The sequence below is a fragment of the Methanococcoides sp. DA23 genome (genome assembly GCF_057593895.1).
On record NZ_CM172520.1, the window covers coordinates 2,018,749 to 2,043,574 of the forward strand.

The 24,826-nt window shown below is 45.2% G+C and carries 24 protein-coding genes and 1 tRNA gene; 11 read left to right on the plus strand and 14 right to left on the minus strand.

Translation table 11 applies throughout. From position 1 onward, the window contains the following. Positions 1 to 11: 11 nt before the first annotated feature. Together AC20MK_RS09995 and purF are read left to right on the plus strand one after the other, a co-directional pair. Entirely contained in the window at positions 12 to 182 is a 171-nt protein-coding gene (locus tag AC20MK_RS09995; protein ID WP_172363997.1) for a 50S ribosomal protein L37e, read from the plus strand. 25 nt (positions 183 to 207) lie between these two features. Further along, positions 208 to 1,596 carry an amidophosphoribosyltransferase gene (gene purF, locus AC20MK_RS10000; RefSeq protein ID WP_487355665.1) on the plus strand — a complete coding sequence of 463 codons (1,389 nt, stop codon included), beginning with the start codon at positions 208 to 210 and terminating at the stop codon, positions 1,594 to 1,596. A gap of 40 nt (positions 1,597 to 1,636) precedes the next feature. Here the strand turns inward: purF and AC20MK_RS10005 are convergent, their stop codons facing one another. After that, entirely contained in the window at positions 1,637 to 2,137 is a 501-nt protein-coding gene (locus AC20MK_RS10005) for a phosphatase PAP2 family protein (protein WP_487355666.1), read from the minus strand. A gap of 55 nt (positions 2,138 to 2,192) precedes the next feature. Between AC20MK_RS10005 and AC20MK_RS10010 the strand changes: the two genes are divergently transcribed. From AC20MK_RS10010 to AC20MK_RS10020, 3 genes are all read left to right on the plus strand, one after another. Then, complete coding sequence (locus tag AC20MK_RS10010) at positions 2,193 to 5,804, plus strand: hydantoinase B/oxoprolinase family protein (protein ID WP_487355667.1); 3,612 nt, start codon at positions 2,193 to 2,195, stop codon at positions 5,802 to 5,804. Positions 5,805 to 6,116: 312 nt separating this feature from the next. Further along, positions 6,117 to 6,800 carry a hypothetical protein gene (locus tag AC20MK_RS10015; RefSeq protein WP_487355668.1) on the plus strand — a complete coding sequence of 228 codons (684 nt, stop codon included), beginning with the start codon at positions 6,117 to 6,119 and terminating at the stop codon, positions 6,798 to 6,800. 20 nt (positions 6,801 to 6,820) lie between these two features. After that, positions 6,821 to 7,336: a hypothetical protein gene (locus AC20MK_RS10020; protein WP_487355669.1), complete on the plus strand. Its 516-nt coding sequence runs from the start codon at positions 6,821 to 6,823 to the stop codon at positions 7,334 to 7,336. 334 nt (positions 7,337 to 7,670) lie between these two features. On the opposite strand, the gene AC20MK_RS10025 is transcribed toward AC20MK_RS10020, so the two are convergent. The 4 genes from AC20MK_RS10025 to nth all read right to left on the minus strand — a co-directional run bounded on the left by AC20MK_RS10025 (position 7,671) and on the right by nth (position 11,176). Further along, a complete protein-coding gene (locus tag AC20MK_RS10025) occupies positions 7,671 to 8,399 on the minus strand; it encodes an AAA family ATPase (protein ID WP_487355670.1) in 729 nt (242 codons plus the stop codon). A gap of 61 nt (positions 8,400 to 8,460) precedes the next feature. After that, entirely contained in the window at positions 8,461 to 9,555 is a 1,095-nt protein-coding gene (gene dinB / locus AC20MK_RS10030; RefSeq protein WP_487355671.1) for a DNA polymerase IV, read from the minus strand. Between the two features lie 139 nt (positions 9,556 to 9,694). Next, entirely contained in the window at positions 9,695 to 10,438 is a 744-nt protein-coding gene (locus AC20MK_RS10035; RefSeq protein ID WP_487355672.1) for a hypothetical protein, read from the minus strand. A gap of 57 nt (positions 10,439 to 10,495) precedes the next feature. Beyond that, positions 10,496 to 11,176, minus strand: coding sequence for an endonuclease III (gene nth, locus AC20MK_RS10040; protein WP_487355673.1), 681 nt, complete (start codon positions 11,174 to 11,176; stop codon positions 10,496 to 10,498). A gap of 91 nt (positions 11,177 to 11,267) precedes the next feature. Here nth and AC20MK_RS10045 point away from each other — a divergent pair, with 91 nt between their 5' ends. Next, a complete protein-coding gene (locus AC20MK_RS10045) occupies positions 11,268 to 12,644 on the plus strand; it encodes an alanine/glycine:cation symporter family protein (protein WP_487355674.1) in 1,377 nt (458 codons plus the stop codon). A gap of 82 nt (positions 12,645 to 12,726) precedes the next feature. Here AC20MK_RS10045 and porB read toward each other — a convergent pair whose 3' ends face one another. The 5 genes from porB to AC20MK_RS10070 form a co-directional block, all read right to left on the minus strand. Continuing rightward, the gene (gene porB, locus AC20MK_RS10050) at positions 12,727 to 13,602 is read right to left on the minus strand and encodes a pyruvate synthase subunit PorB (protein ID WP_487355675.1); all 876 of its coding nucleotides are present in this window, start codon (positions 13,600 to 13,602) and stop codon (positions 12,727 to 12,729) included. Then, positions 13,599 to 14,813 (minus strand): pyruvate synthase subunit PorA, encoded by a 1,215-nt coding sequence (gene porA, locus AC20MK_RS10055; protein ID WP_487355676.1) that lies wholly within the window; start codon positions 14,811 to 14,813, stop codon positions 13,599 to 13,601. The genes porB and porA overlap by 4 nt, the downstream gene beginning before the upstream one ends. After that, positions 14,814 to 15,074: a pyruvate synthase subunit PorD gene (gene porD / locus AC20MK_RS10060; protein ID WP_172366800.1), complete on the minus strand. Its 261-nt coding sequence runs from the start codon at positions 15,072 to 15,074 to the stop codon at positions 14,814 to 14,816. 3 nt (positions 15,075 to 15,077) lie between these two features. Then, on the minus strand, positions 15,078 to 15,620 hold the full coding sequence (locus AC20MK_RS10065) for a pyruvate ferredoxin oxidoreductase subunit gamma (protein ID WP_487355677.1): 543 nt from the start codon (positions 15,618 to 15,620) through the stop codon (positions 15,078 to 15,080). Between the two features lie 338 nt (positions 15,621 to 15,958). Next, a complete protein-coding gene (locus AC20MK_RS10070) occupies positions 15,959 to 16,915 on the minus strand; it encodes a tRNA dihydrouridine synthase (protein WP_487355678.1) in 957 nt (318 codons plus the stop codon). Positions 16,916 to 17,048: 133 nt separating this feature from the next. Here AC20MK_RS10070 and AC20MK_RS10075 point away from each other — a divergent pair, with 133 nt between their 5' ends. The 3 genes from AC20MK_RS10075 to AC20MK_RS10085 are packed head-to-tail and all read left to right on the plus strand — an operon-like array spanning position 17,049 to position 18,808. Next, positions 17,049 to 17,588: a dephospho-CoA kinase gene (locus tag AC20MK_RS10075; RefSeq protein WP_487357102.1), complete on the plus strand. Its 540-nt coding sequence runs from the start codon at positions 17,049 to 17,051 to the stop codon at positions 17,586 to 17,588. Continuing rightward, positions 17,585 to 18,025 (plus strand): RNA-binding domain-containing protein, encoded by a 441-nt coding sequence (locus AC20MK_RS10080; RefSeq protein WP_487355679.1) that lies wholly within the window; start codon positions 17,585 to 17,587, stop codon positions 18,023 to 18,025. The genes AC20MK_RS10075 and AC20MK_RS10080 overlap by 4 nt, the downstream gene beginning before the upstream one ends. A gap of 9 nt (positions 18,026 to 18,034) precedes the next feature. Next, complete coding sequence (locus AC20MK_RS10085; RefSeq protein WP_487355680.1) at positions 18,035 to 18,808, plus strand: sugar phosphate isomerase/epimerase family protein; 774 nt, start codon at positions 18,035 to 18,037, stop codon at positions 18,806 to 18,808. A gap of 51 nt (positions 18,809 to 18,859) precedes the next feature. On the opposite strand, the gene AC20MK_RS10090 is transcribed toward AC20MK_RS10085, so the two are convergent. The 4 genes from AC20MK_RS10090 to AC20MK_RS10105 all read right to left on the minus strand — a co-directional run bounded on the left by AC20MK_RS10090 (position 18,860) and on the right by AC20MK_RS10105 (position 22,427). Next, the gene (locus AC20MK_RS10090) at positions 18,860 to 19,030 is read right to left on the minus strand and encodes a ribbon-helix-helix domain-containing protein (RefSeq protein WP_011500158.1); all 171 of its coding nucleotides are present in this window, start codon (positions 19,028 to 19,030) and stop codon (positions 18,860 to 18,862) included. Positions 19,031 to 19,208: 178 nt separating this feature from the next. Further along, positions 19,209 to 19,282, minus strand: a tRNA-Lys gene (locus AC20MK_RS10095). A gap of 72 nt (positions 19,283 to 19,354) precedes the next feature. Then, the gene (locus AC20MK_RS10100) at positions 19,355 to 21,172 is read right to left on the minus strand and encodes an ATP-binding protein (protein ID WP_487355681.1); all 1,818 of its coding nucleotides are present in this window, start codon (positions 21,170 to 21,172) and stop codon (positions 19,355 to 19,357) included. Next, positions 21,165 to 22,427 carry a DNA double-strand break repair nuclease NurA gene (locus tag AC20MK_RS10105; protein WP_487355682.1) on the minus strand — a complete coding sequence of 421 codons (1,263 nt, stop codon included), beginning with the start codon at positions 22,425 to 22,427 and terminating at the stop codon, positions 21,165 to 21,167. Before AC20MK_RS10105 ends, AC20MK_RS10100 begins: the two co-directional genes overlap by 8 nt. 266 nt (positions 22,428 to 22,693) lie before the next feature. Here AC20MK_RS10105 and AC20MK_RS10110 point away from each other — a divergent pair, with 266 nt between their 5' ends. Both AC20MK_RS10110 and thsA read left to right on the plus strand, forming a co-directional pair. After that, the gene (locus AC20MK_RS10110) at positions 22,694 to 22,867 is read left to right on the plus strand and encodes a DUF5350 family protein (RefSeq protein WP_487355683.1); all 174 of its coding nucleotides are present in this window, start codon (positions 22,694 to 22,696) and stop codon (positions 22,865 to 22,867) included. A 307-nt stretch (positions 22,868 to 23,174) separates the two neighbouring features. Next, complete coding sequence (gene thsA, locus AC20MK_RS10115) at positions 23,175 to 24,803, plus strand: thermosome subunit alpha (protein WP_487355684.1); 1,629 nt, start codon at positions 23,175 to 23,177, stop codon at positions 24,801 to 24,803. Positions 24,804 to 24,826 lie beyond the last annotated feature (23 nt).

Consider the following 24,826-nt stretch of genomic DNA (forward strand, 5'->3'; position numbering starts at 1 on the left):
GTGATTAAAAGATGTCAAAAGGTACTCCATCAATGGGTAAGAGGCAGAAACGCACACACGCAAAATGCAGACGCTGTGGAAGCGTTTCACTCAACATCCATACAAAACAGTGCACGTCATGCGGATTCGGAAAAACATCACGCATGCGAAGCTACCAGTGGCAAAGAAAGTGCAAATTCTAATTGAATTTACTCATTTGGAGCACAAATGAAAGAAGAATGTGGTGTTGTCGGCGTATTGATGCACACGGCTGATGCGAAGGCAAAACCCGCTTCACTCCAAATATATTATGCACTCTATGCTTTGCAGCATAGGGGACAGGAATCCACAGGAATTACTGTAAAGAACGGAGATAAACTCAATTCCATCAAGGGCATGGGTCTTGTTCCGGAAGTATATTCCAAGGATGAACTGTTGAAACTCGACGGTAGTCTCGGTGTCGGACATGTCCGGTATTCGACCACCGGAGATTCCAACATAGTCAACTGTCAGCCTTTAATGGTAAATTACAAGAATGGAAATCTTGCAATTGCGCATAACGGAAATCTTGTGAACGCAGAAGAACTTCGGGATGAACTGGAATCCGAAGGACGCATTTTTATAACTAGTTCTGACACAGAGGTCATAGCTCACCTTCTTGTCAAAGCATTGCTGATACACGACCCCCTTGAATCCATCAAGGAAGTTATGTCAATGCTCAAAGGTTCATATTCACTCGCCATTATGATCGATGATCGACTTTTCGCTGTGAGGGACCCCCTGGGATTCAAACCACTATGCGTAGGAGAGATCGATGGCGGATATGTAGTTGCATCGGAAAGCGTTGCCATCGACACACTCAACGGTAAACTGACAAGGGATGTCAAAGCCGGAGAGGTCGTTGAGATAACGGAAAATGGTTTTGAAGGCCATCAGATGTTAACTGAAAAGAACTGTGCTCACTGTGTTTTCGAGTACATCTACTTTGCGAGACCGGATTCAATCATCGATGGTCAGCTTGTTTACAAGGTTCGCGAGCAGATAGGCAGAGAACTTTCAAAGGAACACCCGGTCGAAGCGGATATTGTATCCCCCGTACCAGACTCCGGGATCACCTCTGCAATAGGCTATTCTGAAGAATCAGGCATCAATTATCAGGAAGGATTGATGAAGAACCGTTACATAGGACGTACTTTCATCCTCCCGGGACAGGAAATGAGAGAAACAGCAGTTCGTCTTAAGATGAACACAATAGCTGAGAATCTCAGGGATAAAAAGGTCGTCATCCTCGATGACAGTATAGTTCGCGGTACAACATCAAGACGCATAATCGAGATGGTACGCAGCGCAGGTGCAAAAGAGGTACATGCAAGGATAGGAAGCCCTGCCATTATCGCACCGTGCTACATGGGCATCGATATGGCTTCAAGGGAAGAGCTCATTGCAGCACAAAAGCCTCTTGTCGATGTGAAGAATGCCATCACAGCAGATTCACTGGGATACCTCAGCATAGACGGACTTATCAAGTCAATAGGTATTCACAGGGACGAACTTTGCCTCGGATGCCTTACAGAAAGATATCCTATAAAGATACTTGGCGAAAAGTGCTCTCGCTAACATATCATATCTGGAATATAAGAGAGCCGCATCAATTAATTCACATACTCTTTTTTTGGAAATAGGCCTCGATCCGTAACCACAAATAGCCTATCATTATACCAAGCATAGCTCCAGCCATCACGTCAGAAAGGTAATGAACGCCTGCAAACAGGCGGCTTAAGGCCATTGCGATCGCAACTGACCAGATAAGAAGACCATATTTCTTTGCCACAGGATGCAAGAACATCGCTGTTGCAAAGGCAGCGGTCGAATGTGCACTTGGCATTGAATAGCCCGAGACCTCTATAACAAACCGAAAATCTTCCGGACGAGGCACCATTAACTGTGATTTTACCAATGTGACCACCCCTGCCATGAACAGCATCATCAAGCAATAATAAAGAGCTTTCTCCTTTGAGATCGCCATGAACAGGAACACAGCTACAAATAGCCACAATATACCATCCCCTGCCACTGACAAAAGGACCACGATAGGGTCAAAAATAGCATACGAGTTCAGGATATGTATTACCTGAGCATCCAGGGATGAGAACAACATAAATAATTGTAGGAGCTGTATAGATAAACATTTTTGCAAGATACCGAGGTTGAACATGTCCGAAAAGAACAGATGGCAATTCTGGATAGATAGGGGAGGAACATTTACAGACGTTATTGGCAGATCCCCCGATGGAGATACCCTCACCCACAAACTACTCTCGGAAAACCCGGAACATTATGAGGATGCAGCAATTGAAGGGATACGCCAGATGCTTGACCTCGGCCCAGATGACCAATTGCCAACAAAGGACATTGAATGCATAAAGATGGGAACCACAGTAGGTACGAACGCGCTTCTTGAAAGAAAAGGGGAGAACTTTGCCCTTGTGGTGACCAAAGGTTTCAGGGATGCCCTGAGAATAGGATACCAGAACCGTCCGGACATATTCGCACTTGACATCAAGCTCCCTGAAGTCCTATATGAGAAAGTGATCGAAGCTGAAGAGCGCTACAGCTCCAATGGTGAAGAGCTGATACCCCTTGATGAGGACAAATTAAGGAGAGACCTCAAAGAACTTCATGTCTCCGGAACATATTCCCTTGCAGTAGCCCTTATGCACTCTTATCGCTACCCGGAACATGAACTTGTTATTGAGAGGATAGCAAAGGAGATAGGATTCACACATATTTCCCTTTCCCATAAGATCAGCCCCCTTATAAAAATAATCGGACGCGGAGAGACGACCATGGTGGATGGCTATCTGTCTCCCGTATTACAGCGCTATGTTGACAGGATACATTCAGTATTGCGCTCCAATGGGGATGACACAAACCTCCTTTTCATGCAATCCAACGGAGGGCTGACACAGGCGGCCTCTTTCAGAGGCAAGGACAGTATCCTGTCAGGCCCTGCCGGAGGTATCGTTGGGGCGGCAACCGTGTCAGCGAGTGCCGGCTTCAAGGAGATCATAAGTTTCGACATGGGCGGGACTTCCACGGATGTAGCACATTATAACGGGGAATATGAACGCTCGTTTGAGAACGAGATAGACGGGATACACCTCTATTCCCCCATGATGCATATCCATACAGTCGCCGCAGGTGGCGGATCCATACTGCACTATGAAAATGGAAGGTTCCAGGTAGGACCAGATTCCGCAGGCTCCGAACCCGGGCCTGCATGCTACAGGAAAGGCGGACCTCTGACGGTAACTGACTGTAATGTGATGCTGGCAAAAGTAATTCCCGAATATTTCCCACAGGTCTTCGGGGATTCGGGCACATTGCCCCTCGATAAAGGAACGGTTCACACAAAGTTTGAGGAGATGGCATTGATCATCCCTAAAGGCTCAGGCAAGAGCATATCTCCTGAAGACGTAGCAGAGGGATTCTTGACAGTCGCAGTCGAGAACATGGGAAATGCCATCAAGAAGATATCAACACAGAGAGGCTACGATCTCAAAAGTTATGCCCTCTGTTGTTTCGGAGGAGCCGGGGCACAACATGCCTGCCTTGTCGCTGATTCACTGGGAATGAGCACGATCTTCATCCACCCGTATGCAGGGGTGCTTTCAGCATACGGCATGGGGCTGGCAGACCAGAGGATGATACTCGAAAGGTCCGTGGAAAAGGACCTGAACGACGACACCATCGGGCAAATGCGAGAACTCTTCGTCGAGATGGAAAAGGAAGGATACCTATCGATGCAGGAGCAGGGAGTATCACCGGACAGGCTCATCGCCAAAAAGAAAGTGCATGTGAGATACAGCGGCACTGACACTCCAATGGAGATCGAGTTCGGCAGTAGGAAGGACATAACCACAAGATTCTTAGAGTCCCACAGGAAGCGTTTTGGTTTTGTAATGGAAAAGGGACTCGTGGTCTCCGCAGCATCCGTGGAGATGATCGGAGCAAATGAGGTCCATATGAAAAAGAAGGAGATGGAAACTTCGGAGAATGACTCAGGACCATGCGGAACAATACAGATGTACACAAGGGGAAGATACCATACTGCAAATGTCTACGCACGCTGCTGTTTACATACCGAAAATTCCGTAACAGGCCCAGCTCTTATCATTGAAGATAATACTACGATAATCGTTGAACCAATGTGGAAAGCGGACATAGACGTCCACGGCAATATAGTCCTCACTCGTACAGTACCTCCAAGGGAACATGTTGCCCTGGGAACAGAGGTAGATCCCATCATGCTCGAAGTGTTCAACAACCGTTTCATGTCGATCGCACAGCAGATGGGATACAGTCTTCAGAACACCGCATATTCGGTCAATATCAAAGAGAGGCTTGATTTTTCCTGTGCGATCTTCGACCATGAAGGACATCTCATCGCCAATGCCCCTCACATACCCGTACACCTGGGATCAATGGAAGAGTCCATCAAAGCAGTGATAGAGAACAGAAGGGGGAAAATGAATGAAAAGGACGCATATATGCTGAACTCCCCTTATGCAGGCGGCACACACCTTCCTGACATCACTGTTGTGTCCCCGGTGTTCTGTGGCTCGGATGAAGTGCAATTCTATGTTGCATCAAGAGGTCATCATGCCGATATTGGAGGGATCAGTCCGGGATCGATGCCACCCAAGAGCAGGTCCATCTTCGAGGAAGGGATATTGATAGATGATCTCAAACTTATGGACAGGGGACATTTCAGGGAGAGTGAAGTTACCGAACTCCTGACCAGTGGTGAGCATCCAGTACGCAATCATCACCAGAACATCGCTGACCTCAGGGCACAGGTCGCTGCGAATGAGAAAGGCATACAGCAACTCGAGCAGATGGTGGAGAAATATTCGCTGCCAACGGTGATGGCATATATGCAGCATGTGCAGGACAATGCCGAGGAAGCCGTGAGGAAGGTCATCGAGGTATTACATGACGGAGAATTCACCTACAAGCTCGATGATGACAGCCAGATCCATGCAAGTATCAGCATAGATAGGAATGACCGCTCAGCGACCATCGACCTTACAGGAACGTCACCGCAACAGGACAATAATTTCAATGCTCCTGCATCCGTATGTAAAGCTGCTGTACTCTATGTTTTCCGCACGCTTGTAAAGGACAATATACCATTGAATGCAGGATGTCTGAAACCTCTCAATATAATAATACCAGAAGGCTGTCTATTGAACCCGTCCCACCCCGCAGCAGTCGCAGCAGGAAATGTGGAAACCTCACAGTATATCGTGGACACACTCTATGGAGCACTGGGAATTGTAGCAGCATCACAGGGAACCATGAACAATTTCACCTTTGGAAATCAGGAATTCCAGTATTATGAGACCATCTGTGGCGGTTCAGGTGCAGGAAACGGATTCAATGGCACCGATGCGGTACAGACCCATATGACAAATTCCAGAATGACCGATCCCGAAGTCCTTGAATTGCGTTTCCCGGTACTCCTTGAAGAATATTCCATAAAGAAGGGAAGCGGAGGAAAAGGAGAATACTGCGGAGGAAACGGTGTTGTCCGTAAAATGCGATTCCTTGAGGAAATGAAAGCAGCAATAATATCCTCGCACAGGAAGTATCCCCCTTTTGGTTCAAGCGGCGGCTACGAAGGTGAATGCGGCAAGAACCTGGTGGTCAGGAAGGACGGAAGGACACAGGAGCTGGAACCAACCGATGAAGTGGATATGGAAGAGGGGGATGTGTTCGTGATAGAAACTCCCGGTGGCGGGGGATTTGGGAAAAGGGAATAATTCAGATATATTGAGGAAGAAAATAATTGACATGTCTTATACTGAATGGAAGAAGATGGGGTTCTCAAAAGGCACTTTACATTATATGAAGCAAAACGCAAAGAGTGAGAAACCATTTACATTGAATGTTCATGTGAGAGAAAGGTTAGACAATTATGTGACAATCAATTCTCAGATATAGCGATTAAAAAAATTGATACTGCTTATTATCACAAAACAAGGATGTATAAGTAAAAAACTGGTAAATAGAGATGATGTCGTTTGAAAATATTAATATTGTATTAACCTATTCACTATGAATTGGAGATATATATGGATATGAATATTGTAGAAATTCAGTTTGCTCTTTTTTTCGAAGATCCTGTTAGTAGACCTGACAAAATAATTCCATTTCTCAATAATGAACTCGACAATTTTTTTGATCGCATGCCCGTAACATTACCAGAATTTGAAAATGCACCAGTAGAAATACCAATTATACAACTACCATCTGTAAGTGAAGAATATAGATGCCAAATCTCGAAATCTAGGATTGATCTTTTTTTTAATCCGAATCGTAAAATTTCTGACTTTTTAGAAATAGCCGATGAACTAAATTCTAAGCTAAATGGTTTTTTTGAAGCAACATATAACTCTATCAAAGAACAAACAGTAGTAAACAGAGTTGGTTATGTTATTACTTATTTTATAAGCAATAATGACCCCGAAATTGCTTTGAAGTCGTCTTTTATTTCAAAAGACGTTAGTAATCTGAAGGAGTTAAGTATTAGATATAACCAAGCAGCCGAAATTAAAGACTTTTCTTGCAATAACATAACAAGAGTTGAAACTGGCAACCAAGAAACAGACGGTGAAGTTTTCAGAGGTATCATCGTAAAAAGGGATGTTAATAATAACATTCAAGGTAAGAAATCAATTGACAGTTTCTTCTTAAAAGAATTTGTTGAATTCTGCTCAGAGGCATTTGCAAAATCTGAAATTGTTAAATTGTTTTAAACTCAGTAGGAGTTGTCAACATGGAGTCAACCTCAACAGAATCAACTTTTTCAGAAGACATCGGAAACACTGATTCGACTGGTGGGTATACTTTTAATTCAGATACCAACCCTACACACGATATTAGTTCAATTGCAAATAGTGATCCTAAGCAAATGTTCAAGGATTATCAAATAGCAGCCCTCGATACTAAAATTGAATTACTTAAAACTGAAATATTGGAGCTAAAAGATTCTAGTAAAAAAGAAATAGATAACCTGAAGATGAGGTGTGTTCCAGAAGAAAAGTATTTTAGACTTGCTAATACTCTAAATTCCACATCACTATTTGTTATCTTAATATCTCCAATTGCCATAGTATTGTCAACATTTGCTATTTTTTCTTATTTTGGGGATCATGATAAACTTGTAGATGCTATAATGTATGTGATTGGATTGATTGGAATTGGGGGACTATTGCAAGTAATTAAATCTTATTATCAGCTAAATTCAATAGAAAACACCTTAGAAGAGATATATAGAAAAGTAGATGAGTAAATTTGTCTTTAGATTTATCTATATGCCACATTTTTTTTTATTTTTAACTAAATTTTAGTAACTCTTCAAAAATAATATGTAATTTATTTTTGCTTTGAAAAAAGATTTTAAAAAACCAATGAATTAAATATATTCCATTTTTGTCTGAATTAATTATATAATTTTAAATCCTCTATGTTTTTTAGAGAGTTCGGTTTTTTACACTTACCACATCCCCGTTAGTTTATACGAGGGCATAAATTCGAACTATATAATTCAAAATCCACACACAAATATGACGAACATCTAAATGCTAAACAGCCTCCACTTTTCACCCAAAAAATAACGCCACCCCTTAAAGATCACGAAACAATTCCCTAAAATACCTTTCTGGTGCATTAAGGAAATCCTTTGTTATATTGTAGTGGTCAGTGTCCTCATATGCCACCTCTGCAATCTCATCCCCATCAAAATCAAGTATTTGTGAATTGGGATAGGCCATCAATATTGGAGAATGTGTGGCAATGATGAACTGTGCCTTGCCGCTTGATTCCATGTCATGTATGATCTTCAGCAGCGACAACTGACGCAACGGTGAAAGAGCAGCCTCCGGTTCATCCAGAAGATATAATCCCTTGCTGAAACGATTATTAAAAAGAGCCAGGAAAGACTCGCCATGAGAACTTTCATGAAGGGATTTGCCGCCGTATGCATCATACGCCCTCCCGTCAATTTTCTGGAGCTCATCGATATGGGAAGCGAAATTGTAGAACGTTTCCGACCTCAGGAAAAAGCCTTCGTTGACCTTTGGCATCCATGAGAATTGCAGGTATTCACCGAAAACGGATGAGGACTTTTCAACCTCGTATAAGTTATTACGACTCCCACCGGCAGTATTGAAACCAGCTTGGTCAGCTATGGCTTCCAGAAGTGTTGATTTGCCGGAGCCGTTCTCACCCACAAAGAAGGTGACGTTGCTCCTTAGTTCGACCTCAGAGAAATTCCTTATAACAGGAATTGTGAAAGGGTAGGTATTGTCATCGATTTCTTTAGAATCCCTTAGTGAAATTGTCCTTAAGAACATTAGCCATCATTCCTTTTCATAATAAGCAAATATAATTCTTCCGCCATGACCAAAATGATCCTTAGAAGAACTCAGCCAGTGTTTTCTGACCTTTGTTCTCATGCAGGTTCCCCACACGCACACCAATACGGCGGATATTGACAGTGCTGCTGTCCAGCAATTCGCCCATTATCTGATAGGAAACTTCCCTGAGCACTGCCTTTTCAGCCATGGGATGATTGAGAGTATGGCTTTTGGTAACGGTCTTGAAATTGGAATATATGACGGTTATGGTGATCGATCTGAAAGAAACACTCCTTGCAGTGACCTTACTGAACACATCATCCAGAAGCTCATCAAGCAGGGAGAGTACCAGATCGCTTTTGCGAGTATCATGGGTAAGAGAGGCCATCCTGCCGATCTGGTCAGAACTTGTCTTCTCTTTGACAGGATCGTCATCGATACCTGATGCGGCCATCTTGAGCCATGTCCCCCGGGTCTTCCCGAAAGCTGAGATCAGTTCCTGAACATCACGCCCGGCAAGGTCTTCCACAGTATCGATGCCCATACCAGCAAGTTTTTCCTCTGTGACCTTTCCTATACCCCACAATTTTGCCACAGGCATCTTCCTGAGGAACTCATCCACCTCATCCTCGCTTATGACAGTGATACCGTCCGGCTTCTGACGGGATGAGGCCATCTTGGCGATTATCTTGTTAGGACCAATGCCCACCGAGCAGGTAAGCCCTTCCAGCTCCTTCACATCGTCCTTGAGGCTCTGTGCGATCTGCTGTGCCTTCTCAAGATCGCCCCCTGAGGTGGCCGTCACTTCGAGGAAGGCCTCATCTATACCTAACTTCTCAAAGAGTTCTCCATCATTGTCAGCATAGGACCTGAGAATTTCCATTATCCTGTCCGAAACCTCGGAATAGAACAGTTTTCTCACCGGCAAGAAGACAGCATCCGGTTTGACAGCCTTTGCGAGCCTACAGGGCATAGCGGAATGAATGCCTGCATCCCTTGCAGCATAGTTGCAGGTACTGACAGCACCCCCTTCCTCGCCGCGATTGGAATACATGCAGACCACAACTGCTTTTCCTTTCAGGGAAGGGTCCTCACGCTCTTCGATGGCAGCGTAGAAATAATCCATATCAACATGAAGGATGATGCGAGACATTGTAAGAACTAGTATGCATAAAAGCGGTTTAAAGGGTTTGGTATGCGGAGTGAAAGTGAAAGGAACAACGAACTCCGCTCTTAAAAAGTAGGAAAGGAACAAGCATTAACAGAGAAATGCTTGTTGAGGTTCCTGAGGATCACTCTGTTATTACTACACTTGCATCCTTATCGAACGGGTTGGTCCTCATTGCAAGGGAGAACAGGTATGGATAATTGACTTTCTGATACTCCATATAGGTCAGCCATTCGCGGGAAAGCAAACCGTATACCCTTTTGACATCCCCTGAAAGATGGACCCTGTCCGAATTGGGAAGGTCTGAAAGGTCTCCACGATATTCCAGCTCTTCTGTCAGATGGAAAACGGCCCGGAGAAGTTCAGTAAAGGATTCATGCTCGAACATCACCGGATTCTGGAGCATGGATACCAGGAAATTTCTTTCGCTGACAAGAGATGAAGCAAAGGGGACCAGGTCGATCTTGTTCATGTCAACTTTATAGATATATCCTTTTAGGAAGATCTCAAGATCATCAAACTCCTTTTCTGACCATACATCTTTTATTATGAATTTATTCCTTACATGGTCAAGGTGGGGATCAGCATCAGAGATGACTGCCAGAAGATCATTACCGATCTCGCTAAAAAAACTTCCAATTATCATGTTCAGTTTTTCCATCTTATGCTTGTTCTCGATACGTTCAAGAAAATGATGAATGATCAAAGAAGCTAGCAGTACCTCTATTGGAACAAAGGCTATCCTTCCTACAAGATATATGGAAATGTGATGCATATCATGGAAGACAAGATAATGAATAAGGTGGATTAAAGCTGAGACCAGCACAAGAGCAGAACCAAACATCACATATTTTGAACGCATATTCATTTTATTACCCCATGTTATTTTCAACTTACAGATAATTTACAGATCATCCATCTTTATTCAGACCAAACTTGAAGGGCATAGCTTTGAAAGCAGACAAATTGTGCATTGAGGTTTTTTTGCATCACATACCCTGCGCCCATGAAGGATAAGTGTCATTGACAGATCATCCCAGTCCTTTTGGTCTACAAGCTCCATAAGGTCCTTTTCTATCTTCTTGGGATCAGTGTTCTCAGTAAGCCCCAACTTACCGGAAACCCTTTTCACATGCGTATCCACTGCAATGCCTTCCACTTTGCCGAATCCCCTTGCAAGAACGATATTAGCCGTCTTTCGGGCAACTCCCGGAAGGCTTGTAAGCTCTTCCATGGTGTCCGGCACCTTGCCATTGAAATCAGAGATGATCAGTTGTGAGGTCCTCTTGATGTTCTTCGATTTGGCATGGTAAAAACCAGTGGAATATATCTCTTTTTCAAGTACATCCAGATCAGCTTCTGCAAGAGCTTCCACATTCGTGTATTTCCTGAACAGCTCGTTTGTCACTTTATTTACCTGCGCATCGGTACACTGTGCCGAAAGGATTGTAGCTATCAGCAGCTCGAACTCATTGCTGTAATCCAGCTCAGGTTGAGGGTCAGGGTATTCTTTTTTCAGGATAGACCATATAAGGTCAAAGTTTGCAGTATTGTCCATCACTATCGCCAGAGAACCTTTGTTGACACCATACAAAACGTTTTGCATGAAACGCCTAAAGCATATTTATAGTATACAACAAAAATAAGTAATAGAGGACAAGGAGGATGTTGGAGCAGTGATCGAATATTTTTTTAACTTGATAGATACAGCCCCAGATAGACTGACCCTCCTGAAAAGCATTGACGAGATGGTATGGGGACTCCCCCTGCTCACACTCCTTGTCGGGACCGGAGTTTACCTTACATTGCGCCTTGGATTCATACAGATATTCAAATTACCATTGGCACTGCGTTATGTCATCAAGCCGGAAAGATCGGACAAGAGCTACGCAGGAGATATTAGCAGCTTTGCAGCCCTTACCACAGCCCTTGCCGCTACTATCGGCACAGGGAACATCGTGGGAGTTGCCACGGCCATCAAGGTAGGAGGTCCGGGAGCATTGTTCTGGATGTGGCTGGCAGCCTTTTTCGGCATGGCCACCAAATATGCCGAGTCCATGCTGGCTGTCAAGTACAGGAAGATCGATGAGAACGGACAGATGTCAGGCGGCCCGATGTACTACATCACAAAGGGACTTGCCGGTAAGTTCTATGCACGCCCTCTTGCAGTTTTCTTTGCGTTCAGCGGAATAGGTGTCGCATTCTTCGGGATAGGGATCTTCCCGCAGGTCAATGCCATCGCGGATTCAGCTGCCATCACATTCAATGTTCCACCGATCCACACAGCTGTGGTAATCACTGTCCTTGTGGCACTGGTCACCATCGGAGGAATAAAGAGCATTGCAAGAGTTGCGCAGGTGGTCGTTCCTTTCATGGCCATCGCTTATGTTCTTGGCTGTCTGCTCATCATCTTTACTAATCTGGACATGCTTCCCGGAACCGTAAGACTGATAATAGTATCTGCATTCACCCCAACGGCAGCCACAGGAGGCTTTTTGGGAGCTACGATGCTACTTGCGGTGCAGCTGGGAATTGCAAGGGGGGTGTTCTCCAATGAGTCAGGGCTTGGAAGTGCACCCATAGCAGCCGCAGCAGCAAAGGTGAAGGAACCTGCGAGACAGGGGCTTATTTCCATGACAGGTACATTCTTTGACACCATCATCGTCTGTACGATGACTGGAATAGTGCTCGTGCTGACAGGCTCCTGGACAAGTGAATATGAAGGTGCCTACATGACCTCATACGCATTTACCACAGGTCTTGAGAGCGTTGGGGTTTATATCGTGGGCATTGGGCTGATCTTCTTTGCCTTTACCACCATACTTGGATGGAACTATTACGGGGAAAGATGCGTGGAGTTCCTTGTTGGTGTCAGAGGTATAATGCCTTACAAGATAGTTTATATATTGCTGGTTGGAGGAGGAGTCTACCTTACCCTTGAGACCATATGGATACTGGCAGACATAGTGAACGCCTTGATGGTACTACCAAACCTCATAGCCCTCCTTGCTTTGCGGAAGGTGATCGTCAGTGAGACCAGGAAATATTTTGAAGATATAGAGAAAAAGAGCTGAAGCTACTGAATATCATTTTTGATTGATCGAACTGAAGGTGCGACAGGAAAAATAAGAAAATAAAAAGAGAAGAGGAACGGGTTTACTGTAACCCGAACTTCTCGATGTTAGCGTCAGCGAGTGCCTGTATCTTTTTGATCATCTCGTCCCCACCTTCCATTGTGAAAAGGTGCTTGAAACGACGCTGCATCTTAAGATAGTCCTCGACCGGCTTTGGGTTCTTGATCTTCCTGGACTTGGTGAGCTCACCATCTTCCATCTCATAGAGTGGCCAGAGACATGTCTCGACTGCCAGCTTTGCGATCTCTATGGTCTTGGAGGTATCGAATCCCCAGCCGGTAGTGCATGGAGAATGTGCGTGCACGTAGGTAGGACCTTCGACCTCGGTAGCTTTCTGGACCTTCCTTATCATGTCCTTTGGATATCCGATGGATGTTGTTGCAACGTATGGAGAACCGTGTGCTACCATGATAGCTGGCATGTTCTTCTTTGGACGAATGTTACCAAATGATACCTTACCTGCCGGACTGGTTGTGGTAGAAGCTGCAAATGGTGTTGCACCACTTCTCTGTACACCGGTGTTCATGTATGCTTCATTGTCGATACAGACGTATGTGAAGTCGTGTCCACGCTCGAATGCACCGGATATGGAACGCATACCGATATCGAGGGTTGCACCGTCACCGCCCATTGCGATGATCTTGGTCTTGCCTAACTCGCCCTTTGCTTTGAGAGCTGCCTCAACGCCTGAAGCGACTGCTGCGTTGTTCTCAAAAAGGGAGTGTATAAATGGGACATTCCATGAGGATTCAGGGTATGGAGTGGTCATGACCTCAAGACATCCGGTAGGAGTTACAACGATACAGTCCTCGCCTGCTGCCATGAGGGTGAACTTTGCAGCTATTGCGTCACAGCAACCTGCACATCCCCTATGTCCTGCTTGTAAAAGTGGTTTCATAACAATTCCTCCTTCAGGTCAGTGAACTGGCTTTCGACAGTGATACCTGAATCGATTACTTTCTTTGCTTCTTCAACGATGAACTCCATGGTGCTCACTGGGATATCACGTCCTCCCTGACCTATCATGAAGCCGATTATAGGAACATTGACGTTTGTATTGTACAGACTTCCCTTTGTCTCGGTGAACAGTGCACCCTCATTAAGACCAAGAGAGATGTTCTTGTCAAGTGCAACAACTACTTTAGCGTCCTTGATAACATTCTTTATAGCTTCTGCAGGGAATGGACGGAAGGACCTTACCTTTAAGAGACCTACCTTGACACCCTGTGCCCTGAGCTTGTCAACGACATCCCTGATGGTACCAACGATAGAGCCCATTGCCATGAGAATGATATCAGCATCTTCTGTCTGATATGTGTCGATAAGACCACCATAGTGTCTGCCAAAGAGATCGTAGAACTCATCTGCAGCATCCTCTACTACTTTCAATGCCTTGTTCATTGCCTGCTGCTGCAAGTATCTGAACTCAGTGTAGGAGTTAGGATCTGCAAAAGCACCGAAGGTCTTAGGGTTCTTCGGGTCGAGCTTGAACTCTGGCTCAAATGGTGGCAGATATTCTGCTACGAGGTCTTCATCAAGAAGGATCACAGGTTCGTAAACATGTGACAGGATAAAACCATCCATACATGCCAGTACCGGAAGCATGACATCTGGATCTTCAGCGATCTTGAATGCCTGTGCGGTCATGTCAGCGGCTTCCTGAGTATCCTCTGCGTGAAGCTGTAGCCATCCGGTATCCCTCTGGGAAATGGAATCCTGTTGGTCGTTCCAGATGTTGATAGGAGCACTTACAGCCCTGTTCGCAACGGTCATTACAACAGGTAATCTCATACCTGCGATGTTGAACAGAACCTCGTGCATAAGTTCAAGACCCTGGGAAGTGGTCGCGGAATAACTTCTTGCACCTGCTGCGGAAGAACCGACAAGTGCGGAAATTGCGGAGAACTCGGATTCCACATTGATGTACTCACAGTTTGGTATCTCACCGTCAGCAATGAACTGGGAGAGATCCTCTACAATATGGGTCTGTGGTGTAATAGGATATGCGGAAATGACATTTGGCCTGCATGCTTTTACAGCATCTGCAACAGCATACGATCCTTCAACAACGACCATGTCCTTCTTGTCATTCTCAAAATTTCGTTTCATTTATTTCTCCTCCAGAACCATCTCAATAGCGTCCTTTGGACATTCGTTCGCACAAATGCCGCATCCTTTGCAGAAATCATAGTTGAACTCAAAGAAACCGTCATCTCTTGGATCGACGGACATGTCCGGGCAAAGGAGCTCACATAGCTTGCATTTGATACATTTGTCGTAATCAAAAACTGGTCTGAATGTTCTCCAGCCACCGGTCTTATTGACAAGAGTGGAGCCTGGTTCACAAACGCCGCCTAGTGTAATTGTCATAATTTAAGCCTCCGTCATCATATCGTAAGCTTTCTGGATAGCCTCTGCGTTCTTTTCACCGACTTTACCCGGGAAACGCTCCATAACTGCATCCTTGATGGATTGTGGATCGATAAGACCAGTAGCACCAGCGAAAGCACCTAGAAGAACAGTGTTAACAATAGGTCTGCCGATGATATCAAGAGCGATCTTTGTAGCGTTGACGGTCATGATCTTTGCATTTGTGTTAAGATCGAAATGTTCCGGCTCAAAGTCACTGTTAATAAGAATAATACCATCATCCTTTGCACCGCTCTCCACATCGACCACTTCAAGAAGGGTCGGGTCCTGAACGATAACATAGTCCGGCTCGTATATCTGTGCCCTGAGCCTGATTGGGTCTTCATTGATCCTGGTGAATGCCTGAACAGGTGCACCACGGCGCTCGACACCGAATGCTGGAAAAGCCTGGCTGAACTTTCCATCAGCGAAAGCTGCAACCGCAAGCAATTCAGCAGCAGTAACGGAGCCCTGTCCACCCCTACCGTGTATTCGTATTTCTTTCATGTATTATTCTCCTATGACAGTGCGTGTATAATTGTACGATAATACCAGTCAAAGTGTTTTTCAGATGGCAACGGGTCAATAGCCAAGAGGGATCGGCAATGAGATCGCCATCGTGGAGGTGACTGTTCCTCCACATACATTGACTGCCAAAAATATATATAGCAGTCTAAATGCAATGTTTAATTGTGTACAATCCTAATCTTATTTAGTCTTTTGGTGAATTGATCAAACAAATTTCTCAGAAAGATCACTACTTTTTGCTCAAAAACACAATGCAACGACCATGTTAGACAATAACACGCATATACACGAGAATTATATACAAATACGGAAAAATATCACATCAAATCTTTTTCACACATGTTCTTAACAAATTCTACAATGGAATCCCGTGAATCCGCATATCCTATCTCGGAACGCATCCTTCGACTTCCTTTCAACCCTCTTGTGAACCACTGGACATGTGCTTTCAGATTAATATGCGAGGACAGGTCGAACTTTTCCAGAAGATCGAGATATTCCAGAAGGTCATCCCTTTTCTGCCCACATCCACACTCAAGAACCTCACCATATTCCAGATATTGGGATATACGATGGAACACGTGAGGATCGCCCATTGCAGCCCTGCCGACCATCAATCCATCACATCCGGTATATTCCAGCACCTTTTCAGCAGATACACCATCCCTGATATCCCCATTGGCGATCACCGGAATGGAAAGTTCTTCTTTGATGAGCTTTGCATAACTATGATCAGCAGTCCCACTATAACCCTGTTCGCGGGTCCTCCCATGGACAGTGATACCACAAACCCCCGCATCCTCAAGCCTGTGTGCGATATCAAGGGTGGCTTCACGGCTCTCCAGCACACGTATCTTTGCAGTCACAGGAGTATCCACCCCTTCACAAAGAGTTGAGAGCATATCGCTGACGCGTTCAGGAGAATCAAGCAGTGCAGAACCACATCCTGCATTGGTTATCACCGGGGCCGGACATCCAAGATTGATATCTATTATAGCCGGGCGGAACAGGTCTTCTAGAACAAGTGCGGCTTCAGTGACAACTTCCGAAGAATTGCCGAACAACTGCACACCGAAAGGACGTTCCTCATCACAGGTCATACCACGCAGGACAGAACTGTCATTTCCATGCACAACAGCATCCGAACTTATCATTTCCGTAAAACAGAGGGATGCACCATATTTCTTACACATGAGACGAAATGCAAGATTGGTCACCTCAGCCAATGGTGCAAGCAAAAGGTTTCCGGGAAGGTCAACTCTGCCAAGTCTCATATTGTCAGTTCACACAAAGACATACTGATATATAAAATCAAATACTTGACAGTCCCATTTACCCTAATATAATATCATATAAATGTAGTATAATAAGAGAACTACAGGTATAACCATTGCAGGAAGTGCTAAAATAAAGATCATAGCTTTTGTAGGAATGCCAGCATCAGGAAAATCCGTAGCATCCGAAGTAGTATTAGATTCAAATATAGATGTTGTTAACATGGGCAATGTCATACGCGAAGAAGTGAAAAAAAGAGGACTTGAGCCTACCGATAGTAATACAGGCGGTGTTGCTAACGATCTAAGAGCAAAGGAAGGAATGGATGCAGTTGCCAAACGCTGCGTTCCAATGATAGAGGCCCTGGACAAAGAACTTGTAGTGGTCGATGGAGTAAGAGGCATTGCAGAAGTGGCTTTCTTCAAGGAACACTTCGGAGAGGACTTTACCCTTGTTTTCATCGATGCCCCCCTGGAATTGCGTTTTGAAAGGGTTACCAGTCGTGGAAGAAGCGATGACATGACAGATATCGAAGCCCTGAAGCAAAGGGATGAACGCGAACTTGGATGGGGACTTGCAGAAGCCATCAAAGTATCCGATATCAACGTGGATAACATAGGCACCATCGAAGAGTTCAAAGAGAAGATAAATACGATACTGGAGCAAGCATGATAAACGTCAGGGTAAGTGTAATTGTCAATCCCACAGAAGATGAGGAAAAAGTAGCAGGAGCTGCCAGGAACATGTTCCCGGAAATAGAGCTCGAGATGCATGAGAGGAAATATGGAAATTTCCTTGAAGGAGAAGGAGATATCAATTCACTGAAGAATATTCATGATCTTTTCAGAACAGAGAGGATAATTGACACCGCTAGGACCCAGCTACAGAAGAACAGATGGGGAGAGCCTGAAAAGACCTTTTTTATGATCAACAAACAAGTTGCCACGATCGGAAGACTGAACTTTCCGGCAAAGGAAGAACCCCTCGGGTCCATGCAGATTGAGATAAATGCCGATAATGAAGAAGCAATGGACATTCTCATGGAATGGCTCACACCGCCCACCGAAGATGGAGTTCCCCTCTTTGAGCCGGACATGCCGGAGCTATAAGGTGCTAACATGAACATCGAGCGTCTGAGCTTTTCCTCTAATTCCGTCCTCAGCGATCCTTTCGAGTGGGTCTATGAGCTTGAGGACATAGGATACACCGGATGGGAGATGGTCCAGGAAGGGACCCAGTGCATCACCAGTGAGAACCGGCATAAGATAGAGGAAGTCCTCGAGACCACCAACCTCCACCTCACGATGCATATGCCGTTCTCTGACATGAACCTCGCAGGACTTAATCCCGGCATACACGCAGAGGTGCTCAGGCAGATGAAGCATTACCTCACCCTTGCCTCAGACCTTGTCGATCTTGCAGTGGTACATCCCGGGTACCTGTCCCCTTATGGCGGAAAAGTGCCTGAGAAGGCATGGGATATGAACATAAGGTCCATACAGGAACTCTGCGATACTGCCGATGAACATGGCATCTCGATGGCCGTTGAGAACATGCCGAACTTCCCCATGATATTTGGCAGGGAACCCGATGAAATGCTCAGGATGCTTTCAGATATCGACAGGGATAATGTAGGAATGACACTGGATGTAGGTCATGCCAACACCTCTGCGATGGTGGAAGGATTCCTGGATAAATGCATCAATAAGATCATTCATGTGCATATCCATGATAACATGGGAAAAAAGGACGAACATCTACCCATAGGCAGTGGTACCGTCAACTGGGAATATGTGAAAAAGGGATTGGAAAAATATCAGGGAAGAATGGTTACCGAACTGAGCAACCTTGAGGAAGGAAGAAAGAGCATTGAGTTTCTTAAACAGCTCTGAAAATGCTTTGATCAAATACCTTGAAACCCAAGAACTAACCTTATCGATATCTCAATCATCCATTCTGCCGTGACGCCTGTCAATATCATCCATCATGTCCAGCATCTTCCTGATGGCAGTACGGATGGCATCGGACTGGTTCACGAACTTTTTATCATCGCCAACGTGCTTGTTAAGATCGGCAAGCAGCTCCTGGGGGATGTCAACACTTACTTTTGGCATTGTTCTCACCTTAGTTTAAAAGAATTCGAAGGAATTTCGTTCTATCATAAACAACGATATATTATAACAATATGCCATAACAGAATGTAACAACTATACGTATTGGTAATTGTTATATGAAAATGATGGAAACTATAATTGTATGTAACAAAGATAAAAGAAACCCACATGAATTAAGCGGGCCGGAAGGGATTTGAACCCTCGGCCGATGGATTAAGAGTCCATCGCTCTGCCTGACTAAGCTACCGGCCCACAGTATGTGTGAGTAGCTCCCCCTACGTAGTACCTGTATATATACATATCGGAGCAGAGGGAAAATCCCCCTCAAACGTGCTTCACAACACAGGTGGAGAGGCCAATTATCTCCACAATATCACTGTTATCCGGACTCTGTATGATCATCTGGCCTTTTTTGAGGTAAGGGATACGCGCCTCATACTCCTTCTTCACTTTCATGGCACTTATCGCGGCATCGTTGGAAAGGTTCAGTATCACCCTGGAATTGATCTGCTTGAACACGGTATCATCGATATCCTGAGGGTCCTGCGTGATAAGGAACAGCCCGAGTCCCTCTTTACGTCCCTGGCGGGCAGCATCCGCGAACTTGGAGATGATGCGTTTCGAATGCTCTCCCGAACCCCTTGCAAGATAACGGTGAGCTTCATCCAGTACCAGCACCAGAGGAGTTTCCTTTACGACAGTATCACCTGATGTGTTCAATTTGTTATCCACAGCTACGGTCATAAGGGTCAATGTGATGAGATCACGTATTCTCGTACTTGAGATGTATTCCGTGGGGAAGACACATACCTGCCCCTCTTTGAAGATATCAGCAAGCATTTCGGTAATTGGGGTTGCCGGCTGGTCGAAGACCCTTTTGAACGATTTGTTATTTATCTTCCTGACAAGACCATCATAGGAGGCCTCGTGAACCTTGCCATTATCAACATAACTGCCCCTGACTCCCTCGTCACTGACATGGTCGATGAAACCGCCATAGGTATGCGCACCCGGCCTTTTGAAGAAATCCTCAAGCAAAAGTTCCAGTCCGATGCTCTGTAGCTCTGTGAGTCCGGCAGCGGCTATGAGCCAGGAATTGTCCCTCACCATCTCGAAAGGAATGGTGAATTCCACTTGCTGTGCACGGGACCTGCCATTGTATGAATGCCCATCCACCTTGGCCACGAAGGTCTTTGTGGAGGGAACGCCACCAAACTCCACTTCCTCGGAGTGCATGTTGTGCTCATCAGAAGATGTTATTTCAGGATTGTCCTCGAGGAACTGTGAATATTCATCCTGCGGGTCCATTATAACCACACATGGACGCAAATTCTTCTTACTGCCATCCCCAGTATCACGGACATTATATCGATTATCCTCGCTCATGAACTGACGCAGGATGTTCTTTGTGAGGAATGTCTTTCCGGTTCCGGTACTTCCACAAACGAGCATGTGCCTGAATATAAGGGGATCGCCCATTGAGTAGTCGTTCCTGAGATAGTAGGGCACCGTTGGAGGAGAAGCGAGGGTTCGTACTACCTCACCACCGACACTTAAGTGTCCGAGGAATATACCCTCCCTTGGAATGTTCAGACCGGTCTGTATCTTCAGTTTTTCCGTCACAGGCAGAATCGGTGTGTTCGGACGCGGGATACGGTCTGCCATACGGCGTGTCAATGAATCTTCATTTCCTGGAGATTGTTCGTATAGTATGCAGATAGGTTCAAGGTATGCAAGGAACTTGTAGTCCAGTTCTGCCGTAGTATTGCTTTTGAGCATACGGCGTGAATGGATCTCAGTAGCATCATCCACTTCGAACTGCTGCTGATACTGAAGCTTCCATATCCTTGCGAAAAGGTTCTCATCTCCATAGGGAACGACCACATATGTACCCAGACGCACCACATTTCTGTGGGACGTTGTGATGTAGCCGGCGATCTTTGAGCCCGACTCGGTGACTTCCAGAGGTTCGAAACCTGTGGTCACGATACCGAAGGCAGCCTCTGCGTCACTTGTATCATGCGTTACTTCAACACTATATTCCTCGAAGTCGAAATTGCCGGCCTGTTCAGGTGCATCCTTTGCATCTACCTCGATGCTAATATCTTTCGCATAGGCCAGCAGGTCTGAATTATCATTCATCTGTTATGTCACCCCATCTCTCTATATTATAAGTATTGTCGAACCGTTGCCCTTTGAACATACCCTTTACCAGCTCCTTTTCCGACCGCCCGATCTTCGCAAGGGAATCGACCTTTGAGAGAGTTGTCGGAATGCCATTTACCGAGATATCAAAGAGAACTTTTCGGGTCATAAGGTCCCGCACAGACTCATCCTTCGTGAAACCGTATGGTGCCTCTACTTTGAAAAGGACATCAAGCATTGGAACATATATCACAAAGAAGGTTATAGCGTAATCCTCCGGGTCGTGATCGTGGTGAAGGTCGATGTCCAGCATCGGAGATGTGCTGTTTATCATGTCCTCATAGAATTGGTTCGGTTGCAGGAACCAGTTGGTGTAGGTTATCCAGCGACCATTTCGTCCATTATCATCTTTTCCGAGGGACAGAACATTCTTAAAGAACTGAGAATCCCTGAGCCAGGGAAGGTGTTTCATTCCTTTTTTGTCCCTTAGGGTTATCATTATCTGCATGTCCTCGGGGTTCTTTACAAACCCTATAAGAGGCATGCCCTTTTTCATGTGATGGTCCATGATGTCGATGTAGTTCTGGAGGATCTTCTTTGCGACAGGGTCCTCTTTTATCCTCACTTCATTCGATCCCACTACCATCCAGTACATTAACTGTTTAGGATATATCGGACCATCCATTATGAAGAAGCCCTTGCTGTCGAAACTATCCATCATCCAGAGAATGTGCTCCGATTCACAGAGATATAGGGCAACGTTATGCACCATACGATCCACCCTTGTTTTGAGCAGGTCTGCCCCTATTCGGACTATCTTTGAACGTCCCTGTCCGTCATCAAAAGTATCCCATCCGGAGGTCGTGTCGATGGTCACGAGAGGACTTGGCGAATATGTTGCCGCTACGATGGTCCGCTTGGAATGTAATTCCAGGTCCGAAGGTGTCGATGCAATTCCACCATGGCAGATGTCCACATAGAGTCCGCTTCTAAATGCCATGGGATTCGTACTGCCGCTGTCACAGGAATATGTAATATCGAACGGGTCATTTGTAAGGGACATGTTATCGATGTTCACTTTTGAACGGAAAGTCTTCCCAATTGATTTAAGGATCAGCTTCCCATCATGTTCCAGTTCATTGAGCATATTTAAAAGGTCGGGAAGCTCATCAGTGCTATCATCTTCTGCGGACATCCCTATGCGATCTGCCATTTCCGACATGATCTTTATGTGAACCGGTTCAAGGGTCATGGAACGTAGATGAACAGGAACATAGATATATTTGTTTATTCTGTAATAGAATACAAATATATGGCAATATGACACTAATTAATGTCAGAACACAATACAAAAGTCCCGTAAAGTTTAACTATAAACATTACATCTAAAGGGAACCTATAGCATTGAGTTTACCGGTCACATTTGTACATTTGTGACCATTAATACAATAAAGGACGTCAAGAGGCACTAAGTACCTCAAACATATATTAATAATAAAATTATAATGAGGATTGATAATGGGTAAAACAGGCAGCATAAATTGGGTTAAGGTAAAAGGAAGGAAAGGAAAAATAATCAAAAAGCAGAGAGCTTTCGGCGCAAAGGCACACCCAGGGCCAGCACAGAGGTTCACCACCAGCGGTGCTAAGAGAAGGTTCCTCAAGAGATCACCAAAATCTATTGTAAGCTGATCTTACTATGTTAAAGGGCTGCATTGCAGTCCTTTACACTATAGTTCCCTAAATGGGGCTAAACTTTTTTTTGACCAAAAGGTCCTGATCATTGCATTTCCATTAGCAGCTGCTTTGCACTATTAACAATAGCAGGACATTGAGAACACAATTCGGAAGCACTCTGGCAACATACCTGAAGGAAGCTTCTCAAAGTTGTTATAACTCACATATTCAGTAATCTTTATATAGAACTACAAACATGTAAAAACGACCTGAATTCCAGGGAATTATATTGATCTATGTTTAATATAGGAGGTTAAAACACATGGCAGGACAGATGTCAGGACAGCCTATCTTCATTTTAAGAGAAGGTAACCAGAGAACAAGAGGCAGAGATGCTCAGAGCAACAACATCATGGCTGCAAAGGCAGTCGCAGAGGCAGTAAGAACAACACTTGGTCCAAAAGGTATGGACAAGATGCTTGTCGACTCCCTCGGAGATGTAGTTATCACAAACGATGGCGCAACTATCCTTAAGGAAATGGATATCGAGCACCCAGCAGCAAAGATGATCGTAGAGGTCGCTAAAACACAGGACGATGAAGTCGGAGACGGAACAACTTCCGCCGCTGTCATTACCGGTGAGCTCCTCAAGAAAGCAGAAGAGATGATCGAGCAGGATGTACATCCAACAATCATCGCAGCTGGTTACAGAATGGCTTCAATAAAGGCAGGAGAGATCCTCAAGGGCCTTGCAACGAAGGTAACCATTGACAACAAGGATATCCTCACCAGCATTTCCGACACAGCAATGACCGGAAAGGGCGCAGAGGCAACAAAGGACGTACTCTCAAAGATCGCTGTTGACGCAATTGTAAGCATCGTTGACAGGGACAATGGAAACACTGTCGATATCGAGAATGTCAAGGTAGAGAAGAAGGTAGGCGGACGTATCGATGACTCCGAGCTTATCGAAGGTATGATCCTTGACAAAGAAAGGGTACACACCAACATGCCAAAGAAGGTAGAAGGCGCAAAGATCGCACTCCTCAACAGTGCTATCGAGCTCAAGGAAACAGAGGTTGACGCTGAGATCTCCATCACATCCCCAGAACAGCTTCAGTCATTCCTCGACCAGGAAGAAGCAATGCTCAAGAGCCTTGTTACCAGCATCACAAAGACCGGTGCAAACGTTGTATTCTGCCAGAAAGGTATCGATGATATGGCACAGCACTACCTTGCAAAGGAAGGTATCTTTGCAGTAAGGCGTGTCAAGAAGAGCGACATGGAAAAACTTGTACGCTCCACAAGTGCTAAGCTCGTAACCAACATCGAAGAGATGACAGCAGAAGACCTTGGTGCAGCAGAACTTGTAGAAGAGAAGAAGGTAGGCGGCGACAGCATGACCTTCATCACAGGCTGTGTCAATCCAAAGTCAGTGTCCATCCTCCTCCGTGGCGGTACAGAGCACGTTATCGACAACATCGAGAGAGCACTCACCGATGCACTTCGTGTAGTCGCTGTAGCTATCGAAGATGAAGAGCTTGTTGCTGGCGGCGGAGCACCTGAAGTAGAGGTTGCGCTCAGACTCAACGAGTATGCATCAACCCTCAGCGGAAGAGAGCAGCTTGCAGTCAAAGCATTCGCAGAAGCACTTGAGGTCATTCCAAGAACCCTTGCAGAGAATGCAGGTCTCGACCCCATAGACATGCTCGTAGAACTTCGTGCACACCACGAGAAAGGCATAAAGACCGCTGGTCTTAACGTCTACACCGGCACTGTCATTGACATGTGGGAAGCAGGCGTTGTTGAGCCACTCAGGGTAAAGACCCAGGCTATCAACTCCGGCACAGAAGCAGCAGTAATGATCCTCAGGATCGACGATATCATTGCATCATCCAGAGCACCACCAATGCCAGAAGGCGGCATGGGCGGAATGCCTCCAATGATGTAAGTTCAATAGAACAATAACATATC

What these genes read in the sequence shown, in the direction of transcription:
- AC20MK_RS10015 (WP_487355668.1), top strand. Translation starts at nt 6,117, where the DNA reads ATGGATATGAATATTGTAGAAATTCAGTTTGCTCTTTTTTTCGAAGAT.
- thsA (WP_487355684.1), top strand. Translation starts at nt 23,175, where the DNA reads ATGGCAGGACAGATGTCAGGACAGCCTATCTTCATTTTAAGAGAAGGT.
- purF (WP_487355665.1), top strand. Translation starts at nt 208, where the DNA reads ATGAAAGAAGAATGTGGTGTTGTCGGCGTATTGATGCACACGGCTGAT.
- porB (WP_487355675.1), bottom strand. Translation starts at nt 13,602, where the DNA reads ATGAAACCACTTTTACAAGCAGGACATAGGGGATGTGCAGGTTGCTGT.
- AC20MK_RS10105 (WP_487355682.1), bottom strand. Translation starts at nt 22,427, where the DNA reads ATGACCCTTGAACCGGTTCACATAAAGATCATGTCGGAAATGGCAGAT.
- AC20MK_RS10085 (WP_487355680.1), top strand. Translation starts at nt 18,035, where the DNA reads ATGAACATCGAGCGTCTGAGCTTTTCCTCTAATTCCGTCCTCAGCGAT.
- AC20MK_RS10090 (WP_011500158.1), bottom strand. Translation starts at nt 19,030, where the DNA reads ATGCCAAAAGTAAGTGTTGACATCCCCCAGGAGCTGCTTGCCGATCTT.
- AC20MK_RS10065 (WP_487355677.1), bottom strand. Translation starts at nt 15,620, where the DNA reads ATGAAAGAAATACGAATACACGGTAGGGGTGGACAGGGCTCCGTTACT.
- AC20MK_RS09995 (WP_172363997.1), top strand. Translation starts at nt 12, where the DNA reads ATGTCAAAAGGTACTCCATCAATGGGTAAGAGGCAGAAACGCACACAC.
- AC20MK_RS10070 (WP_487355678.1), bottom strand. Translation starts at nt 16,915, where the DNA reads ATGAGACTTGGCAGAGTTGACCTTCCCGGAAACCTTTTGCTTGCACCA.
- AC20MK_RS10080 (WP_487355679.1), top strand. Translation starts at nt 17,585, where the DNA reads ATGATAAACGTCAGGGTAAGTGTAATTGTCAATCCCACAGAAGATGAG.
- AC20MK_RS10020 (WP_487355669.1), top strand. Translation starts at nt 6,821, where the DNA reads ATGGAGTCAACCTCAACAGAATCAACTTTTTCAGAAGACATCGGAAAC.
- AC20MK_RS10010 (WP_487355667.1), top strand. Translation starts at nt 2,193, where the DNA reads ATGTCCGAAAAGAACAGATGGCAATTCTGGATAGATAGGGGAGGAACA.
- AC20MK_RS10005 (WP_487355666.1), bottom strand. Translation starts at nt 2,137, where the DNA reads ATGTTGTTCTCATCCCTGGATGCTCAGGTAATACATATCCTGAACTCG.
- AC20MK_RS10110 (WP_487355683.1), top strand. Translation starts at nt 22,694, where the DNA reads ATGGGTAAAACAGGCAGCATAAATTGGGTTAAGGTAAAAGGAAGGAAA.
- AC20MK_RS10025 (WP_487355670.1), bottom strand. Translation starts at nt 8,399, where the DNA reads ATGTTCTTAAGGACAATTTCACTAAGGGATTCTAAAGAAATCGATGAC.
- porA (WP_487355676.1), bottom strand. Translation starts at nt 14,813, where the DNA reads ATGAAACGAAATTTTGAGAATGACAAGAAGGACATGGTCGTTGTTGAA.
- AC20MK_RS10100 (WP_487355681.1), bottom strand. Translation starts at nt 21,172, where the DNA reads ATGAATGATAATTCAGACCTGCTGGCCTATGCGAAAGATATTAGCATC.
- AC20MK_RS10035 (WP_487355672.1), bottom strand. Translation starts at nt 10,438, where the DNA reads ATGAATATGCGTTCAAAATATGTGATGTTTGGTTCTGCTCTTGTGCTG.
- porD (WP_172366800.1), bottom strand. Translation starts at nt 15,074, where the DNA reads ATGACAATTACACTAGGCGGCGTTTGTGAACCAGGCTCCACTCTTGTC.
- dinB (WP_487355671.1), bottom strand. Translation starts at nt 9,555, where the DNA reads ATGTCTCGCATCATCCTTCATGTTGATATGGATTATTTCTACGCTGCC.
- nth (WP_487355673.1), bottom strand. Translation starts at nt 11,176, where the DNA reads ATGCAAAACGTTTTGTATGGTGTCAACAAAGGTTCTCTGGCGATAGTG.